The 17,395-nt window shown below is 71.0% G+C and carries 18 protein-coding genes and 2 pseudogenes; 8 read left to right on the plus strand and 12 right to left on the minus strand.

What is annotated here, in order from left to right; genetic code table 11:
• Positions 1 to 81 precede the first annotated feature (81 nt).
• Positions 82 to 453, plus strand: a complete 372-nt coding sequence (locus ACFY5B_RS29160; RefSeq protein ID WP_389974791.1) for an AQJ64_40280 family protein — start codon at positions 82 to 84, stop codon at positions 451 to 453.
• Between the two features lie 19 nt (positions 454 to 472).
• On the opposite strand, the pseudogene ACFY5B_RS29165 reads toward ACFY5B_RS29160, so the two are convergent.
• Both ACFY5B_RS29165 and ACFY5B_RS29170 read right to left on the minus strand, forming a co-directional pair.
• A pseudogene (locus ACFY5B_RS29165) lies at positions 473 to 845 on the minus strand (transposase).
• Positions 842 to 1,027, minus strand: a pseudogene (locus ACFY5B_RS29170) (winged helix-turn-helix domain-containing protein); the annotation flags it as partial. The pseudogenes ACFY5B_RS29165 and ACFY5B_RS29170, both read right to left, overlap by 4 nt.
• On the opposite strand from ACFY5B_RS29170, the gene ACFY5B_RS29175 reads away from it, so the two are divergent.
• Positions 995 to 1,258, plus strand: a complete 264-nt coding sequence (locus tag ACFY5B_RS29175; protein WP_389975286.1) for a hypothetical protein — start codon at positions 995 to 997, stop codon at positions 1,256 to 1,258. The pseudogene ACFY5B_RS29170 and the gene ACFY5B_RS29175 sit on opposite strands and share 33 nt — an antisense overlap.
• Before the next feature lie 200 nt (positions 1,259 to 1,458).
• Here the strand turns inward: ACFY5B_RS29175 and ACFY5B_RS29180 are convergent, their stop codons facing one another.
• Positions 1,459 to 2,616 carry an acyl-CoA dehydrogenase family protein gene (locus tag ACFY5B_RS29180; protein ID WP_389974795.1) on the minus strand — a complete coding sequence of 386 codons (1,158 nt, stop codon included), beginning with the start codon at positions 2,614 to 2,616 and terminating at the stop codon, positions 1,459 to 1,461.
• 188 nt (positions 2,617 to 2,804) lie between these two features.
• Here ACFY5B_RS29180 and ACFY5B_RS29185 point away from each other — a divergent pair, with 188 nt between their 5' ends.
• Entirely contained in the window at positions 2,805 to 4,148 is a 1,344-nt protein-coding gene (locus ACFY5B_RS29185) for a UDP-glucose dehydrogenase family protein (RefSeq protein WP_389974798.1), read from the plus strand.
• A gap of 166 nt (positions 4,149 to 4,314) precedes the next feature.
• Here ACFY5B_RS29185 and ACFY5B_RS29190 read toward each other — a convergent pair whose 3' ends face one another.
• Positions 4,315 to 4,821, minus strand: coding sequence for a CGNR zinc finger domain-containing protein (locus ACFY5B_RS29190; protein ID WP_389974801.1), 507 nt, complete (start codon positions 4,819 to 4,821; stop codon positions 4,315 to 4,317).
• A gap of 116 nt (positions 4,822 to 4,937) precedes the next feature.
• Between ACFY5B_RS29190 and ACFY5B_RS29195 the strand changes: the two genes are divergently transcribed.
• Together ACFY5B_RS29195 and ACFY5B_RS29200 are read left to right on the plus strand one after the other, a co-directional pair.
• The gene (locus ACFY5B_RS29195; protein ID WP_389974804.1) at positions 4,938 to 5,309 is read left to right on the plus strand and encodes a VOC family protein; all 372 of its coding nucleotides are present in this window, start codon (positions 4,938 to 4,940) and stop codon (positions 5,307 to 5,309) included.
• Between the two features lie 14 nt (positions 5,310 to 5,323).
• A complete protein-coding gene (locus tag ACFY5B_RS29200; RefSeq protein ID WP_389974807.1) occupies positions 5,324 to 5,716 on the plus strand; it encodes a VOC family protein in 393 nt (130 codons plus the stop codon).
• A gap of 138 nt (positions 5,717 to 5,854) precedes the next feature.
• On the opposite strand, the gene ACFY5B_RS29205 is transcribed toward ACFY5B_RS29200, so the two are convergent.
• Both ACFY5B_RS29205 and ACFY5B_RS29210 read right to left on the minus strand, forming a co-directional pair.
• Positions 5,855 to 6,991, minus strand: a complete 1,137-nt coding sequence (locus ACFY5B_RS29205) for a dipeptidase (RefSeq protein ID WP_389974810.1) — start codon at positions 6,989 to 6,991, stop codon at positions 5,855 to 5,857.
• A gap of 111 nt (positions 6,992 to 7,102) precedes the next feature.
• Positions 7,103 to 7,462, minus strand: coding sequence for a MerR family transcriptional regulator (locus tag ACFY5B_RS29210; RefSeq protein WP_389974813.1), 360 nt, complete (start codon positions 7,460 to 7,462; stop codon positions 7,103 to 7,105).
• Positions 7,463 to 7,515: 53 nt separating this feature from the next.
• Between ACFY5B_RS29210 and ACFY5B_RS29215 the strand changes: the two genes are divergently transcribed.
• Positions 7,516 to 8,655, plus strand: coding sequence for an alkene reductase (locus ACFY5B_RS29215; protein ID WP_389974816.1), 1,140 nt, complete (start codon positions 7,516 to 7,518; stop codon positions 8,653 to 8,655).
• Here the strand turns inward: ACFY5B_RS29215 and ACFY5B_RS29220 are convergent.
• From ACFY5B_RS29220 to ACFY5B_RS29230, 3 genes are read right to left on the minus strand one after another with little or no spacing between them, the layout of a single operon-like run.
• The gene (locus tag ACFY5B_RS29220; RefSeq protein ID WP_389974819.1) at positions 8,595 to 9,782 is read right to left on the minus strand and encodes a dipeptidase; all 1,188 of its coding nucleotides are present in this window, start codon (positions 9,780 to 9,782) and stop codon (positions 8,595 to 8,597) included. The genes ACFY5B_RS29215 and ACFY5B_RS29220 overlap by 61 nt on opposite strands.
• 5 nt (positions 9,783 to 9,787) lie before the next feature.
• Positions 9,788 to 10,315 (minus strand): 5-(carboxyamino)imidazole ribonucleotide mutase, encoded by a 528-nt coding sequence (gene purE / locus ACFY5B_RS29225; RefSeq protein ID WP_078885255.1) that lies wholly within the window; start codon positions 10,313 to 10,315, stop codon positions 9,788 to 9,790.
• Positions 10,312 to 11,451 (minus strand): 5-(carboxyamino)imidazole ribonucleotide synthase, encoded by a 1,140-nt coding sequence (locus ACFY5B_RS29230; protein WP_389974823.1) that lies wholly within the window; start codon positions 11,449 to 11,451, stop codon positions 10,312 to 10,314. The genes purE and ACFY5B_RS29230 overlap by 4 nt, the downstream gene beginning before the upstream one ends.
• A 163-nt stretch (positions 11,452 to 11,614) precedes the next feature.
• Between ACFY5B_RS29230 and ACFY5B_RS29235 the strand changes: the two genes are divergently transcribed.
• Positions 11,615 to 12,103: a GtrA family protein gene (locus tag ACFY5B_RS29235; RefSeq protein WP_389974826.1), complete on the plus strand. Its 489-nt coding sequence runs from the start codon at positions 11,615 to 11,617 to the stop codon at positions 12,101 to 12,103.
• A 17-nt stretch (positions 12,104 to 12,120) separates the two neighbouring features.
• Here the strand turns inward: ACFY5B_RS29235 and ACFY5B_RS29240 are convergent, their stop codons facing one another.
• Together ACFY5B_RS29240 and ACFY5B_RS29245 are read right to left on the minus strand one after the other, a co-directional pair.
• The gene (locus tag ACFY5B_RS29240) at positions 12,121 to 13,395 is read right to left on the minus strand and encodes an ATP-binding protein (protein ID WP_389974829.1); all 1,275 of its coding nucleotides are present in this window, start codon (positions 13,393 to 13,395) and stop codon (positions 12,121 to 12,123) included.
• A 28-nt stretch (positions 13,396 to 13,423) separates the two neighbouring features.
• Positions 13,424 to 14,101 (minus strand): response regulator transcription factor, encoded by a 678-nt coding sequence (locus ACFY5B_RS29245; protein WP_053675697.1) that lies wholly within the window; start codon positions 14,099 to 14,101, stop codon positions 13,424 to 13,426.
• A 460-nt stretch (positions 14,102 to 14,561) separates the two neighbouring features.
• Between ACFY5B_RS29245 and ACFY5B_RS29250 the strand changes: the two genes are divergently transcribed.
• Positions 14,562 to 16,100 carry a peptide MFS transporter gene (locus ACFY5B_RS29250; RefSeq protein ID WP_389974833.1) on the plus strand — a complete coding sequence of 513 codons (1,539 nt, stop codon included), beginning with the start codon at positions 14,562 to 14,564 and terminating at the stop codon, positions 16,098 to 16,100.
• Between the two features lie 100 nt (positions 16,101 to 16,200).
• Here ACFY5B_RS29250 and ACFY5B_RS29255 read toward each other — a convergent pair whose 3' ends face one another.
• The gene (locus ACFY5B_RS29255; protein ID WP_389975268.1) at positions 16,201 to 17,190 is read right to left on the minus strand and encodes a hypothetical protein; all 990 of its coding nucleotides are present in this window, start codon (positions 17,188 to 17,190) and stop codon (positions 16,201 to 16,203) included.
• Positions 17,191 to 17,395 lie beyond the last annotated feature (205 nt).

Below are 17,395 nucleotides of genomic sequence, written 5' to 3' on the forward strand. Positions count from 1 at the left end.
CTGGGGGACATCCCCGATGCGGCGAGCCACGAGACCGGGTGGACTGGCACTCACCTACGCCTCTCGGCCAGAAAGCAAAGCATGAATACGACAGTCGAATGGATCCGAGCCGACGAGCGACTCCCCTACGACGGTGCCGGCATCCTCGCAGCCGTGACCGGTCGCTATCCGGGCGAGCAGGAGGATGACCCCGACTCGCTCTCCGGGCAGGAGTTCTGGCTGGTACTCCCCATGTACTTCCGTCGCATCCATCCAGTGGAGGAAACCGGAGAGATCATCGAGAACTGCTTTTACGACTCCGACGGCGTGGTCCGCTTCCCCATCGGTGGGCCGGCCTGCGAGGAAATGGTCACGCACTGGGCCGAAATGCCGAGCCTTCCCGGCATGGACGTACAGCGCATCTACGGCAAGGACGTAGGCCGCGCGCTTCGCGCCCTCCCCTACCATTACTGACCACGAGTGCGTGACATCGTCATGGTGGTTTGCGTAGTCCGGTGCCGGTGAGGCAGCCGTCGAAGACGTCGTGTGGGTACTGGAGTTGGTGAAGGTCGCGCCGGATGGCGGTGATCAGGCCGTCGGGGTCGGCGAAGGCCCGGTTCGCCTGGCTGGTGCGCCGCAGCACGGACCACAGGCTTTCCGCCGGGTTGAGGTGGGGTGCGTAGGGCGGCAGAAGCTCTTGCGCCCGTCCGGTCGGGCATCGGGGCAGAGACGGCAGATCAGCGGGGAGGGCTGTCCGGCCTTGTAGCAGAGCAGGGCGGCCACCGAGAGACGCGGGAGCGCCCCCTGACCCGGACGACGGGAGTATGGCCGCTGCGCGACCAGGTGCGGGTGGTGGGCGGCGTCATCGAGAATCCGGCTTCGTCTTCGAAGACGAGCCAGGCGTCGAGCGCCGCCACGGTCCTTCCACGTCAGGCCAGGTCTCCTTCACCCAGCCGGCCACCGCCGCCTCGTCCCGCTCGATGGCCCGGCGGGCGGGAACCTGGCAGCTCCAGCCGTGCCGCTTCAGCAAAGCAGCGACGCCCTGGACTTGATCTGCGACAGGGTCCACTCGCTCCGGCACTACTACGGGTCGCGGCTGCTGTACGCCGGAGTCCCCGGGAACGACGGGGCCGACTGGATGGGCCACAGCAGTACTGACGTGCTCAGGGAGCACTACCACTACATCTTCGAAGGGGCCGAGCAGCGCGGCCGTGCAGCCATCGCAACCATGCTGACGCCCGGCGCGGACGACCCCACGGAAGCGACAGAGGTGGCCTGATCCACGTACGACGACAGCCCCCGGCAAGTACGCCGGGGGCTGCGTTGTTTGTGCAGGTCAGTGGCCGTTTTCAGCCCGGCATCCCCCCAGGATTCCCCCAGCATGACGCCCAGGAACGGTCCTGATCGGGCCGCGACGGGCAGAAAGCCGAGGGTGTCCCTCCGGACCTTCGAAACAGCTTCTGACCTGCAAAAACCCTGCTAAGGCAGGTTCCTCGCCATCACGATCCGCTGGACTTGGTTCGTGCCCTCATAAATCTGCGTGATCTTGGCGTCGCGCATCATGCGCTCCACCGGGTAGTCGCGGGTGTAGCCGTAGCCGCCGAGGAGCTGGACCGCGTCCGTCGTGACCTCCATCGCCACGTCCGAGGCGAAGCACTTGGCGGCGGCGCCCAGGTAGGTGAGGTCGGCGTCCACGCGCTGGGAGGCGGCTGCGGCCTGGTAGGTCAGGGCCCGGGCGGCCGAGATCTTCATGGCCATGTCGGCGAGCATGAACTGGATGCCCTGGAAGTCGGCGATCGGCTTGCCGAACTGCTTGCGCTCCTGGACGTAGCCCTTGGCGTAGTCGAGGGCGCCCTGGGCGATGCCGAGGGCCTGCGCGGCGATGGTGATGCGGGTGTGGTCGAGGGTCTTCATCGCCGTGGCGAAGCCGGTGCCCTCCTCGCCGATCATGCGGTCCGCGGGGATGCGGACGTTGTCGAGGTAGACCTCGCGGGTCGGGGAGCCCTTGATGCCGAGCTTCTTCTCGGGGGCACCGAAGGACACGCCCTCGTCGGACTTCTCCACGACGAAGGCGGAGATGCCCTTGGAGCGCTTGGCGGGGTCGGTGACGGCCATCACCGTGTAGTACTCGGACTCGCCGGCGTTGGTGATCCAGCGCTTCACGCCGTTGAGGACCCAGAAGTCGCCGTCGCGGACGGCCTTGGTCTTCATGCCGGCGGCGTCGGAGCCGGCGTCCGGCTCGGAGAGGCAGTAGGAGAACATGCCGTCGCCCTTGGCGAGCGGGGTCATGTACTTCTTCTTCAGGTCCTCGGAGCCGGAGAGGATCACCGGCAGGGAGCCCAGCTTGTTGACGGCCGGGATGAGGGAGGACGAGGCGCAGACGCGCGCGACCTCCTCGATCACTATGACGGTGGCCAGCGCGTCGGCGCCGGAGCCGCCGTACTCCTCGGGCACGTGCACGGCGTGCAGGTCGTTCGCGACCAGCGCTTGGAGGGCCTCGCGGGGGAAGCGGGCCTCCTCGTCCACCGCGGCGGCGTGCGGCGCGATCTTCGCCTCGGCCAGGGAGCGGACGGCGTCACGGAGCATGTCGTGCTCCTCGGACGGGCGGTACAGGTCGAAGTCAGCCGATCCGGCCAAGGTCTCTCACGCTCCAAAACGCTGCGATGGTGACGCTAACTACCGTTAAGTAATCAAAAGTTTATGGGGTAGCCCACCCGAGTGATACGTGAGCTAGGCGACAGCGGAGAAGTTGCCCAGTGAAGCGCGCCGCCATGCCCCGGCTATGCTCGGGCGCGCACCGCATGCCGTAGACCCCTGGAGCACCCATGGCCCTGAAGATCACCGTGATCGGCACCGGTTATCTCGGCGCGACACACGCGGCGGCCATGGCCGAGCTGGGCTTCGAGGTGCTCGCCCTCGACGTCGTGCGCGAGAAGATCGAGAAGCTGGAGCGCGCCGAGGCCCCGATGTACGAGCCGGGCCTCGAGGAGTTGCTGCGCAGGCACGTGGCCGGCATCGAGGGCTCCAGCGGACGCCTGCGCTTCACCCAGGACTGGGCCGAGGTCGGCGCCTTCGGCGATGTGCACTTCGTGTGTGTGAACACCCCGCAGCGGCACGGCGAGTACGCCTGCGACATGAGCTACGTCGACTCCGCGTTCGCCTCTCTCGCCCCGCATCTGCACGGCCCGGCGCTGGTCGTCGGGAAGTCGACCGTGCCGGTCGGCTCCGCGGACCGCCTCGCCGCCTACCTGGCCGCGCACGCCCCCGCCGGTCAGGACGCCGAGCTGGCGTGGAACCCGGAGTTCCTGCGCGAGGGGTTCGCCGTGGACGACACGCTGCACCCCGACCGTCTCGTGGTGGGCGTGCGCAGTGAGCGGGCCGAGAAGCTGCTGCGGGAGGTGTACGCGACGCCGATCGCCGAGGGCTCGCCGTTCGTGGTGACGGACTTCCCGACCTCGGAGCTGGTGAAGACCTCCGCGAACTCCTTCCTCGCCACGAAGATCTCGTTCATCAACGCGATGGCGGAGGTGTGCGAGGCCGCGGGCGGTGACGTCGCCAAGCTGGCGGAGGCCATCGGCTACGACGACCGGATCGGCAGGAAGTTCCTGCGGGCCGGGATCGGGTTCGGCGGAGGCTGCCTGCCGAAGGACATCCGGGCGTTCATGGCGCGCGCGGGTGAGCTGGGCGCGGACCAGGCGCTGACGTTCCTGCGGGAGATCGACTCGATCAACATGCGCCAGCGCGGGCAGATGGTGGAGCTGGCCCGGCAGGCGCTGGGCGGCGGGCCGTTCCTGGGCAAGCGGGTGGCGGTGCTGGGCGCGACCTTCAAGCCCGACTCGGACGACGTCCGGGACTCCCCCGCGCTCAACGTGGCCGGGCAGATCCACCTCCAGGGCGGCCAGGTCACGGTCTACGACCCGAAGGGCATGGACAACGCCCGCAGTGTGTTCCCGACCCTCGGCTACGCCGACTCGGCACTGGACGCCGTGCGCGGCGCCGACATCGTGCTGCATCTGACGGAGTGGCGGGAGTTCCGGGAGCTGGACACCGAGGCCCTCGGCGAGGTCGCGGCGGCCCGGGTCATCCTGGACGGCCGCAACGCCCTGGACCCGGAGCTGTGGCGCAAGGCCGGCTGGACGTACCGGGCGATGGGGCGTCCCAGGGCCTGAGCGCGTCAGGCGTGAGACAGGCGACGCCGGTTCGGCCGAGGCTCAGTCGGCCGAACCGGCGTCTTCGTGCATTCTGCACCACCCGGAGGTGCGGCGGGGCGGCCGGAGGGCTTCCGGGCGGAGCGTGCCGGGCGTCGCGACGCCGCGGAGATCCTCCGGAGGCCCTCTACACCTCCTTGGCCCGGTAGCGGCGCATCTTCGCGCGGGCCCCGCAGACCTGCATGGAGCACCAGCGGCCCCGTCCGGCCGGGCTGCGGTCGTAGTAGGCCCAGTGGCAGTCGGCGGCCTCGCAGGCCTTGAGACGGGTCCAGGTGCCGGCGACCAGGGCCTCGGCGACGGCGGCGGCCACGCGTGCGTACAGGGAGCGGTCGCCGGCGGGGACCAGGGCGGCCGAGCCGTCCGCCGCGTCGACGGTGACGAGGAGCGGGGCTTCGGCCAGGAGCACGCCGAGCGGGGTGACCTCGCGGTGCGGCGGGTGGCCGGCGTGGGCGAGCAGGGTCGCGCGCAGGGACTCGCGCAGGATGCGGGCCCGGTCGGTGTCGTCCGCGGTGATGCCGAGGCGCTGCCGGCCCTCCGGCGTGTCCAGCGCGTCGACACCGGACTCGATGTCCAGCGTGTTCACCAGGGCCTCGACCAGGGTCAGGCCGCCGGGCGCGGGCGATCTCTCCATCATGGCTGGACCGTACCTCTCGCACATTCGCTTGCGAGGTTACCGCCAATGGGGGAGCATGCAGTAACGGTTACTGGTTACCCGCTTCTGGGGGTAACGCCGACTTCGAGGAGGAAGTCATGGCTCTCGCCAAGCTGGGTGTCGTCGTCCTGGACTGTCCCGACCCGCATGCGCTGGCCGGTTTCTACGCCGAGGTGCTCGGGGGCACGCCGACGGTGGAGACCGACGGGGACGACGTGTGGATCGACCTGAAGGTGCCGGGCGGCACCCCCTTGGCCTTCCAGGCCGCTCCCGGACATGTACCGCCGCAGTGGCCGTCATCGGACGGCTCCCAGCAGTTCCACCTCGACCTGGTGGTGGACGACCTGGACGCGGCCGAGAAAGGCGTGCTGGCCCTCGGCGCGAAGGCGCTGGACGCCGAGGACCGGAAGCGATCCTTCCGGGTTTACGCCGATCCGGCCGGGCACCCGTTCTGCCTCTGCGCCTGCTGACCTCTGGAGGTCCCATGTCCGCCGTGGCACGTTTCCGTTCCGTGGTCGTCGACTGTCCCGATCCCCGCGCGCTGGCCCGCTTCTACGCGCAGGTCGGCGGCGGTACGCCGGAGGACGACGACCCCGACTGGGTGGTGCTCCGTGTCCCCGGCGGACCCCGGCTCGCCTTCCAGCGCTCCCCGGGCTACACCGCCCCGGAGTGGCCGCGGGCGGACCAGAACGCCCAGCAGTTCCACCTGGACTTCGACGGCGGCTCGACCTGGGAGGAGATCGACGCGGCCGAGGAGCGGGTGCTGGCGCTGGGCGCGCGGGTGCTGGACAAGGAGGACGACGAGAAGAAGGGCTTCCGCGTCTACGCCGACCCGGTGGGACATCCGTTCTGCCTGTGCCGGATCGAGCACGACTAGCCGGGCAGGACGGCTTCGGGGCGGGCAGGACGATCAGCCGGGCAGGACCGCTCGGGTCGTTCGGGCCGGGCAGCGCGAACGACCCGAGCGGTACGCCCGGTCGCCAGGCCCGACGGGGTCGCCCGGCCTACGAGTCCGCTACCCGTCCAGCTCCGAGATCGTCGCCGTCGAAGGCTCCCGGCGCTGCTGGGCGGCGCGGGCCGTGAAGTCGGCCCCCCGCAGGACGCGCTGGACGTTGCCCCACGTCAGCTGGGCCACATCGGCCTCCTCCCAGCCGCGCCGCAGCAGCTCGGCGACCAGTCGGGGATAGCAGGAGGTGTCGGCGAGCTCCTGAGGGTGGGCCGTCCCGGAGTCGTAGGTGCCGGACAGTCCGACGCTCTGTGCTCCGGCCACGTCCCGGATGTGGTCGAGGTGGTCGGCGACGTCGCGGACGGTGGGGCCCGCTTGCTCGGCGGTCAGCGGCACCAGGCACAGCCCCTTGGCCGCGCCCAGCTCCGCCAGCAGGTCGTCGGGGAGGTTGGCGGGGTGGGGGCGCAGGCTCCGGGCCGCGGAGCGGCTGCACAGCACGGGGGCCCGGGAGAGGCTCAGGGCCCGGCGCAGGGTCTGCGCGGAGGCTCCCGAGAGGTCCGCGATCACGCCGAGGCGGTTCATCTCGCGCACCACCTCCTCACCGAACCGGGTCAGCCCCGCGTCGCTCGCCCACGACACCCCGGTCAGGGTGAGGACACGCAGGCCGAGCAGGTGCAGCTGGCGCAGGATGCCGAGCGAGTCACCCAGGGCCGGGGCACCGGCGGGACCGAGGAGCACGGCGACGCGGCCGCAGTTACGGGCGTCGGCGACCTGCCCGGCCGTGCAGGCCGGCCGCAGCCCCTCCTCGCAGGTGCGCACGATGGTCTTCGCCAGGTCCAGTTGCTCCAGGGTGGCGCCGACGGCCCGGTCGCCGTCGAGGCCCTCGGGCAGGTGCAACGACCAGAACAGGGCGCCCACATGGCCGCTGCGCAGCCGGGGTACGTCCGTGTCGACGGTGCTCTCGCCGTCCTCCAGGTCGTACCAGGACAGGCGCTTGAGCGCCCAGGGCAGCCCGTTGTAGCCGTCGGCGACGGGGTGGGCGGCGAGGATCGCGCGGGCCCGGGTCATGGGCGCGTCGTCCGGGTCCGAGACCGGCTCGTAGGGCTCCGACGTCACAAGGCCCTCGTCGGGGTACGGCCCGGCCAGCTCGTCGAACTCGCCGGCGGCCGCGGCGGCGGTGCGCAGGTCGTCCTGGAGATCTGCCATGGCGGCTCCGTACGGTCGTTCGTGAGGTACGGTCACCGTCGCACGGAGTGGGACGTGGTTCCTGGTGGGCGGGGCGTTCGGAGTACGCGCCGGCCTCGCGCGCGAGGGCCCTCAGGACAGCCGGGCGGCCTCGATCACCTCGTCCAGGGTGTCCCGCGAGCGGACCAGATCGGCGATCATCCGGTCGATGCGGGCGCGCTCGGCGACGAGGTCGCCGACCAGCTTCGGGGTGGCGACGACGGACGGGCCGCCGTCGGTGTCCCGCATGCAGGGCAGCAACTGGACGATCTTCTCGCTGCCTAGCCCCGCCGCGAACAGTTCCTGGATCCGGATGACCCGGTCCACGGCCGCCTCCGGGTACTCCCGGTGCCCGCCCGGGGTGCGCTCGGCGGACAGCATCCCCTGCTTCTCGTAGTAGCGCAGCGACCGCTCGCTCACGCCGGTGCGCCGGGCCAGTTCACCGATCCGCACGTGCCACCCCCGGACTTGAATCTGACATCAGTGTCAGGTTCTAGCGTACCGGCATGACGTTCTCGACAGCACTCTTCGAAGCGGCCCGTCTGCCCGGGCTTCGGCTGCCCAGCCGTCTGGTGATGGCTCCGCTGACCAGGAACCGGGCCGAGGCCGACGGCACCCCGACCCCGCTCATGGCCACGTACTACGCCCAGCGCGCCTCGGCCGGGCTGATCATCGCCGAGGCCTCGACACCGAACCCGGCCGGGCAGACGTACCCGAACATCACCGCCGTCCACAGTCCGGCGCACGTGGCCGGCTGGCGGCAGGTCACCGATGCGGTGCGGGACGCGGGCGGGCGGATGTTCCTCCAGCTCCAGCACGGCGGCCGGGTCGGCCACCCCGCGACCAGCGGGCTCACGCCGGTCGCGCCCTCACCCGTCCCGCTGCCGGAGACGATCCACACGCCACAGGGGCGCCTGCCGTCCGTCGTCCCCCGGGAGATGACCGCCGAGGACATCCGCACCACCGTCGCCGACTTCGCGAAAGCCGCCCGCAACGCCATCGACGCCGGCTTCGAGGGCGTGGAGGTGCACTCCGCCAACGGCCATCTGCTGCACCAGTTCCTCGCCCGGAACACCAACCTCCGCACCGACGGCTACGGCGGCTCCGTCGCCGCCCGCCTCCGGTTCACCGCCGAGGTGACCGAGGCCGTGGCCGCCGAGATCGGGGCCGGACGCACGGGGCTGCGGGTCTCCCCCGGCAACACCGTCAACGGCATCGCGGAGGGCGAGACGGACGAGCTCTACCCGGCGCTCGCCGAGCGGCTCGGCGGGCTGGACCTGGCCTATCTGCACCTGGTGCACGCCGACCCGGACACGGCGGTGTTCCGGGACGTACGCGCCGCCTGGCCCGGCGTGCTGATCGGCAATCCGGTGCTGAAGGAGGTCTCCACCGAGGAGGTGCACCGGGCCTCCGGGGCGCTGCTGGCCGCCGGGGCCGACCTGATCGCCCTGGGCCGGCCCTTCCTCGCCAACCCGGACCTGGTGACGCGGCTGCGGACCGGGGCACCGCTGAACGCGATGCGCGAGGGTTCGTTCATGTACGTGGGCGGGGCGACCGGCTACACCGACTACCCCGCCCTCGACGCTCAGCCGGCGGGCGCGTCCAGCGACTCGATCGTGGCGTTGGACGGCGACCGCGTCGCCTGAAGACCCCGGGCGACGTCCTCCGCCGCGTCCAGGACGCGGACCGCGTTCTTCCAGGTCAGCTTGGCCAGATCGGCCTTGGACCAGCCGCGGTCGAGCAGTTCCGCGAGGAGGTTCGGGTAGCCGGAGACGTCGGCGAGGCCGTCGGGCGTGAAGGCCGTGCCGTCGTAGTCGCCGCCGATGCCGAGGTGGTCGATGCCGGCCGCCTCGCGCATGTGGTCCAGGTGGTCGGCCACCGTCGACACCGTCGCGACCGGGCGCGGGTGCCGCTCCTCGAAGGCGCGGTGCACCTTCATGGCCTCCGCGGTGGTGTCGAGGTGGTGGAAGCCGTGGGCGCGCATGTTCTCGTCGGCCGCGGCCGTCCAGTCCACGGCGGCCTGGAGCACGAACTTCGGCACGAACGTCACCATCGCGATGCCGCCGTTGGCGGGCAGCCGCTCCAGGACGTCGTCCGGGATGTTGCGCGGGTGGTCGCACACCGCCCGTGAGGACGAGTGGGAGAAGATCACCGGGGCCGAGCTCGCGTCGAGCGCGTCCCGCATGGTCGTCGCCGCCACGTGGGACAGGTCGACGAGCATCCCGAGCCGGTTCATCTCCCGGACGACCTCACGGCCGAACGCGGTCAGACCACCGGCCTTCGGCTCGTCGGTCGCGGAGTCCGCCCAGTCGACGTTGTCGTTGTGGGTCAGGGTGAGGTACCGCACGCCGAGCCCGTGCAGGCCGCGCAGGGTGCCCAGGGAGTTGGCGATGGAGTGCCCGCCCTCCGCACCCATGAGGGAGGCGATACGGCCCTCCCCGCGCGCGGCCTCCATGTCGGCGGCGGTGAGCGCGGGGCGCAGGTCCTCGGGGTGGCGGGTCAGCAGCTGCCGAACGCAGTCGATCTGTTCGAGCGTGGCCGCGACCGGGTCGGGTGAGTCCGTGCGGACGTACACCGACCAGTACTGCGCGCCGACCCCGCCCGCGCGCAGCCGGGGGATGTCGGTGTGCAGATGGGCGCTCTGGTCGGCGGCGATGTCCCGGGCGTCGAGGTCGTAGCGAACCTGCTCGCGCAGCGCCCAGGGCAGGTCGTTGTGGCCGTCGACGACCGGGAACTCGCGCAGGAGCTCCCGGGCCGCCTCCTGGGAGGTCATCGCCGTCACTTCCCCGCGCCGAAGCCGAATCCGCCCGAGCCCTCGACCTTGGAGCGCAGACGCTTGCCCTTCTCGGTGGCCTGGTCGTTCAGTTCCTGCTGGAAGTCGCGCATCCGGCCGCGCAGTTCCTCGTCGTGCGCGGCGAGGATGCGGGCCGCCAGCAGACCGGCGTTGCGGGCACCGGCGACGGAGACCGTGGCGACGGGGACACCCGCCGGCATCTGCACGATGGACAGGAGGCTGTCCATGCCGTCGAGGTACTTCAGCGGCACCGGCACGCCGATGACCGGCAGCGGGGTCACGGAGGCGAGCATGCCGGGCAGGTGGGCGGCACCGCCCGCCCCGGCGATGATCACCTTGAGCCCTCGGCCGTCGGCCTGCTCGCCGTAGGCGACCATCTCGCGCGGCATGCGGTGCGCGGAGACGACGTCGACCTCGTAGGCGATCTCGAACTCGTCGAGGGCCTTGGCGGCGGCCTCCATGACGGGCCAGTCGGAGTCCGACCCCATGACGATGCCAACAACAGGGCTCATTCGGTGATGGTGCCTCTCAGGTAGCCGGCTGCGTGACGGGCGCGCTCCAGCACGTCGTCCAGGTCGTCGCCGTAGGTGTTGACGTGGCCGACCTTGCGGCCGGGCTTCACGTCCTTGCCGTACATGTGGATCTTGAGCTGGGGGTCGCGGGCCATGCAGTGCAGGTACGCGGAGTACATGTCCGGGTAGTCGCCGCCGAGGACGTTGACCATGACCGTCCACGGGGCGCGCGGGCGCGGGTCGCCGAGGGGCAGGTCCAAGACCGCGCGGACGTGGTTGGCGAACTGGCTGGTCACCGCGCCGTCCATCGACCAGTGGCCGGAGTTGTGCGGGCGCATCGCGAGCTCGTTGACGAGGATCCGGCCGTCGCGGGTCTGGAACAGCTCGACGGCGAGGTGCCCGACGACGTCGAGCTCCTTGGCGATGTTCAGGGCCATCTCGGAGGCCTCCAGGGCGAGGGCCTCGTCGAGGTCGGGCGCCGGGGCGATGACCGTGTCGCAGACGCCGTTCACCTGCTGCGACTCCACCACCGGGTAGGCCACGGCCTGGCCGTGCGGCGAGCGCACGACGTTGGCGGCCAGCTCCCGGACGTAGTCGACCTTCTCCTCGGCGAGCACGGGGACACCGGCCTTGAACGGGTCGGCGGCCTCCTCGACGGAGTCGACGACCCACACGCCCTTGCCGTCGTAGCCGCCGCGGACGGTCTTGAGGACGACGGGGAATCCCTCGCCCTCGGCCGCGAAGGCGGCCACGTCCTGCGGATCGGAGACGATCCTGTGTCTGGGGCAGGGGACGCCGATCGCGTCGAGTCTCGCGCGCATCACCCCCTTGTCCTGGGCGTGCACGAGCGCGTCGGGGCCGGGGCGGACGGGGATGCCGTCCGCCTCCAGGGCCCGGAGGTGCTCGGTGGGTACGTGTTCGTGATCGAAGGTGATCACATCGCACCCCCGGGCGAACTCGCGCAGCGTGTCGAGGTCGCGATAGTCGCCGACGACGACATCGCTCACGACCTGCGCAGCGGAGTCCTGCGGGGTGTCACTGAGGAGCTTGAACCTGATGCCCAGCGGGATGCCCGCCTCGTGTGTCATACGAGCGAGCTGGCCACCGCCGACCATGCCGACTACCGGGAACGTCACGCCCCCAGGGTATCGGCCGCGCCAGGGTGACCGGTTTCCTGCCCCTCACCGGCCCCGCCCGGACCATCTCCGGCCGCCCACCGGTATCGGCAGGAAGATCGCGCGGGAGGGTGGTTAGCATGGCTGGGTTGACGCCGACGAACGGACGGGGGCCTGTACGACCATGGGACATGGTGCCTCCCGACTCCGACGGGTCGTTCGCGAAGTCGCCAAGTTCGGCGCCGTGGGCGGTGCCGGGGTGCTGGTCAACCTGCTCGTCTTCAACCTCGTACGCCACACCACCGACCTCCAGGTGGTCCGCGCGAGCGTCATCGCGACCGTCGTGGCGATCGTCTTCAACTACGTCGGCTTCCGCTACTTCACGTACCGCGACCGCGACAAGAGCCGCCGTACGCGTGAGATGACCCTGTTCCTGCTGTTCAGCGCGATCGGCCTGGTCATCGAGAACGGCGTCCTGTACGTGGCCACCTACGGCTTCGGCTGGAACACGCCGCTCCAGAACAACGTCTTCAAGTTCCTGGGCATCGGCATCGCGACCCTGTTCCGCTTCTGGTCCTACCGTTCCTGGGTCTTCCGCGCACTGCCCGCCCGGGAGCCGGCCCCGCGAACCGGGCCCGCCGGCCACCCGAAGACGAAGCAGCAGGTGCCGTAGCCCTCCCGCACCCGGCCCTAGCGGACCATCGGCTCCTCGTCGTCCGCGGGCTTGTGCAGGGGGGTGCGGGACAGGAACAGGCCGAAGACCGGGGGTTTGGTCTGGAGCATCTCCAGACGGCCGCCGTCGGCCTCCGCGAGGTCGCGGGCGACCGCCAGGCCGATGCCCGTGGAGTTGCGGCCGCTGATCGCCCGTTCGAAGATGCGGGCGCCCAGGTCGGCGGGGACGCCCGAGCCCTCGTCCGTGACCTCGATGACCGCCTGGTTGCCGGTGACGCGAGTACGCAGGGCCACCGTGCCGCCGCCGTGCATGAGGGAGTTCTCGATCAGCGCGGCCAGCACCTGCGCGACCGCGCCGGGCGTGCCCACCGCGCGCAGATGCCGTTTGCCGGAGCTGACGATCGCCCGTCCCGCGCTGCGGTAGGCCGGCCGCCACTCGGCGAGCTGCTGCTGGATGACCTCGTCGAGGTCGAAGGAGACGGCGGAGCCGGTGCGCGGGTCGCGGGAGTTGGTCAGCAGCCGCTCCACGACGTCCGTGAGCCGCTCGACCTGCGTCAGCGCGATCGTCGCCTCCTCCTTCACCGTGTCCGGGTCGTCGGTGAGGGTGATCTCCTCAAGCCGCATCGACAGCGCCGTGAGCGGCGTGCGCAGCTGGTGGGAGGCGTCGGCGGCCAAGCGGCGTTCGGCCGTCAGCATGCGGGCGATGCGCTCGGCGGAGCCGTCCAGCACGTCCGCCACCCGGTCCAGCTCGGGCACCCCGTACCGCTTGTGCCGGGGCCGCGGATCGCCCGAGCCGAGCCGCTCGGCCGTCTCCGCGAGGTCGGTCAGCGGCGATGCCAGCCGGTTCGCCTGGCGGACCGCAAGCAGCACCGCGGCCACCACCGCCAGCAGCGCGACCAGCGCGATGATCAGCAGCGTCCGCCCGACCTCCCGGGTCACCGAGGAGCGCGGCTCCGAGACGGTGACCGTCTCGCCCTCCTCGCCGGGCGCGGTCGCGGTGATGACGTCACCGTCCGGCTTGTCGCCGACCTGGATGGGCGACTCGCCGGGGATGCGGATCACCGCGTAGTAGCGGTCCTGCGTGACCTGCTCGCGCAGCACCTCCGCGTCGACCTGCTGCGCCCCGAAGAGCCGGCTGTCGACGATGCTGGCCAGCCGGACCGCCTCGGACTCCACCCGCTCCTGGGCGCTGTTGCTGATCGTCCGGGTCTCGACGATGACGAGGGAGACGCCGAAGACGGCGATCACGACGAGCACCACGGCGAGCGTGGACTGGATCAGTCGGCGACGCATGTCCTGTTACCCGAGCCCGCCTCGCGGCTCAGCTCTTCTCGAAACGGAAACCCACACCGCGCACGGTGGCGATGTAGCGGGGGTTGGCCGCGTCGTCGCCGAGCTTCTTGCGCAGCCAGGAGATGTGCATGTCGAGGGTCTTGGTCGACGACCACCAGGTCGTGTCCCAGACCTCCCGCATCAGTTGGTCGCGGGTGACGACCCGGCCCGCGTCGCGCACCAGCACCCGCAGCAGGTCGAACTCCTTGGCGGTGAGCTGGAGCTCCTCCTCGCCCATCCAGGCGCGGTGCGACTCGACGTCGATGCGCACGCCGTGCGTGGCGGGCGGCTGCTGCGGCTCGGAGACGCCGCGCCGGAGCAGGGCCCGCACCCGGGCGAGCAGCTCGGCGAGCCGGAACGGCTTGGTGACGTAGTCGTCGGCGCCCGCGTCGAGCCCGACGACGGTGTCCACCTCGTCGGCGCGCGCGGTCAGGATGAGGATCGGGATGGCATGGCCTTCGCCACGCAGGCGACGCGCCACCTCCAGGCCGTCCATGCCGGGCAGACCGAGGTCGAGCACGACCAGATCGACGCCACCCTGCAGTCCGGCGTCGAGAGCGGTGGGTCCGTCCTCACGGACCTCGACCTCGTAGCCCTCCCGGCGCAGAGCACGGGCCAGCGGCTCCGAGATGGACGCATCGTCCTCGGCGAGCAGTACACGGGTCATGAGGTGATGGTAGACCTGCGACGCCCTGAGCTGGGGTGTGACCGGAACCCTTGATTCTTACCCTCTGCTTGCTCGGTTCTTACGTTTCTGAGGTACGCGTAAGAACCTGCGCCTATGAGGTGGGATCGTCGAAGGACCTTGGAAACCAGCGTGCGGTTCCCCCGACACCTGTGATCCGTGTCTCAAGTCCTTCCATATGGGGTGGTGTCCTGCCGTATGGTGAATCAACGCCTGTAGCACCACGGCGACCCTTCAGAGGCCATTTGCCCTGAGGGTCTCTTTTGTGTGCGGGCCGGTTCCGCCGGCCCCCCGACGTGAAACGACCTGTGGCCGGGCCTCGCAGTGCGGCGACGCGCGTAGAGGCGTGGATCCCGGTGGCGACCGCCCACCGGTGCCGGCATACCCCCACCGGGCGCACCACCGCTGCTGCGGGGCGCGTCCCGAGCAGCAAGGAACGACCATGGCGTCCAGCCTGACGAAGGACTCCGCCCGACCGGGCACCCCCGGTTCCGAGAAGACCTTCTTCGGCCACCCCCGCGGACTGGCCACTCTGTTCATGACCGAGATGTGGGAGCGGTTCAGCTTCTACGGCATGCGGGCCCTGCTCGTCGTCTACCTGCTCTCCGGCGGACCGGACGCCAAGAAGGGCAGCATGGGCGGCGGCCTGGGCATGGACCTCGCCACGACGACGGCGATCTACTCGGTGTACCTGTCGATGGTGTACCTGCTCGCCATGCCCGGCGGCTGGCTCGGCGACCGCGTCTGGGGGCCGCGCAGGACGGTGGCGATCGCGGCCGTCACGATCATGGCGGGCCACCTGGTCCTGGCCCTGCCCGGCGGCCAGGCGCCCTTCTTCGCCGGTCTGGCCCTGGTCGCGCTCGGCTCCGGCCTGCTGAAGGCCAACATCTCCACGATGGTCGGCCACCTCTACGACGGCCCGGACGACCCGCGCCGTGACGGTGGCTTCACGATCTTCTACATGGGCATCAACATGGGTGCCTTCTTCGCGCCGCTGATCATCGGCACCGTCGGCCAGCAGGTCAGCTGGCACCTCGGCTTCGGCCTGGCCGCGGTCGGCATGGGCATCGGCCTCATCGCCTTCCTCCTCGGCACCCGCAACCTCAGCCCGCAGAGCAACGTGGTGCCCAAGCCGCTGGCGGCCGAGGAGCGCGCGTCATGGCTGCGCAAGGGCCTGCTGTGGCTGATCGTCGCGACCGTCTTCTACGGCGTCGTCGGTCTCACCGGCCACTTCACCCTGAACTGGGCGATGATCCCGCTGACGGTCATCGGCCTGGTCATCCCGGCCGGCGTGCTGATCCGCATCAAGCGGGACAAGGAGCTCAGCACGGTCGAGCAGTCGAAGATGACCGGCTACATCTGGTTCTTCGTCGCGGCCGCCGCGTTCTGGATGATCTACGACCAGGGCGGATCCACGGTCCAGGCGTTCGGTGAGACGAAGGCTTCCGGCTCGCTGCTCGGCTTCGACTTCCCGTCCTCCTGGTACCAGTCGCTGAACCCGGTGTTCATCATGGCGCTGGCCCCGGTCTTCGCCTGGTTCTGGCTGTGGCTGAACCGCAAGGGCAAGGAGCCGAGCACCGTCGCCAAGTTCGCCGCGGCGCTGTTCTTCATCGGTGTCTCGTTCTTCTTCTTCCTGCTGCCGCTGGGCATGGCCGGCGGTGACACGCCGGTCAGCCCGATGTGGCTGGTGGGCATCTACCTGATCCAGACCGTCGGTGAGCTGTGCCTCTCGCCGGTCGGCCTGTCCGTGACGACGAAGATGGCCCCGGCCAAGTACGCCAGCCAGATGATGGGCGTCTGGTTCCTCGCGGTCACCGCGGGTGACTCGGTGACGGGTCTGCTCTCCAACCCGGCCGTCGGCGGCGTGGACCTGAGCGGCACCGGTGCGGTCGCCGCGGAGGCCGTGCTCGCCGTGCTCGCCGGTCTTGCGGTGTACATGTACCGCAGGAAGGTCAAGTCCCTGATGGGCGACGTCCACTGATCAATGCCGCCCGTTTTCGGGAGAAGGGCCGTCACACCCCCGGTGTGGCGGCCCTTCCTCATGTCCCGGTCCTCATGTCCCGGTCCTCATGTCCCGGTCCTCATGTCCCGGTCGATCCCGGTGGGTCGCCGTCCGGGGCGAACCAGGGCGTGGCAGGGGCCCGGCGGGGAGCCGGCAGCGGCAGGCGGCGGGCCGGGCGGGCCGCGTGACCCGGGCGGCGGGGCCGTACGTGGTCGATCACGGCCAGTCCGCCGCGCACCAGCGCCGCCGGTACGACCAGGAGGACGAGGACCCAGAACAGAGTCACGCCCCAGGGGCGGTCCACGCCCCAGGGGTGTTCGGCGAGCACTTTGCCGCCGTATTTCAGCGACACGGTGTAGTCGCCGTGCGCCCCGGCGCCGAGTTCCACGGGCAGTTCGATGCGGGCCTTGCCGCCGGGCCGGATCGTGCCGCGCCAGCGTTGGTCCTGCCACTCGGGGGCGTACACGCCGTGCGCGGTGCCGACCTGGAAGACCGGGTTCTTCACGGGGGACGTGCCGACGTTGCCGACGGTGATCACGAGGGTCCGAGCGGGCGGGGAGCCGAACCAAGTGAGCAGGCCCCCGGAGCCGCGCAACCGGGTGTCCGCGAGCAGGGACAGCCGTCCGCCGGCCGCTTCCGCGGGCAGTGGCTCGACCGCGTGCCCGGCGACCTGGAGGGCCGCGTCCGCCTCGGCCGCGGCTCCTGTCACGGTGGCCACGTGCACCACGCAGGGACACGGCACGGGCGGCTCCACGACGGGCAGTTCGCGGCGGAATCGCCCGTCGGCGCCGGTGGTGACGGCCCGGCCGTCGGCGTTGGCACAGGAGTTGGTGCCGCCGGTCACGCCCCGCCGCGGCTCGGCCTGCCCGCACACGAGCAGCGTCAGCAGGGCACGCGGCCGCCAGCCGGTGCCGCTGACCGTGACCGAACCACCCGTGCCCGCCTGGGCCTTGGACAGCTCGACGTCGGGCCGGTCCACCGCCCCGACGGACCCGGCACCCGCCAGAACGAGCAGCAGCGCCAGCAGCACCGGCAGGGACACGTACGGAAGACGGACGGCGGACGGCATCGGCGGCTCCAACGGTCGTACGGTGCCGGCGTGGGCCGGACCGAGCGGCGTGCGGCCCTGCGCTCGGCGGTGCACCGGCCGGGAGGGGCGCAGGTAGCGGCCCGCCGCGCCTCGGAAGCGGTGCGTCCGCCGGGGGGCTTCCGTCAGCGGGCTTCCGTCAGCGGCTTGCCCGGCCCCCTTGGTGGCCGCGCCTCGGAAGCGGTGC

The organism is Streptomyces sp. NPDC013187 (assembly GCF_042899705.1).
Classification (GTDB): Bacteria; Actinomycetota; Actinomycetes; order Streptomycetales; family Streptomycetaceae; genus Streptomyces; species Streptomyces hawaiiensis_A.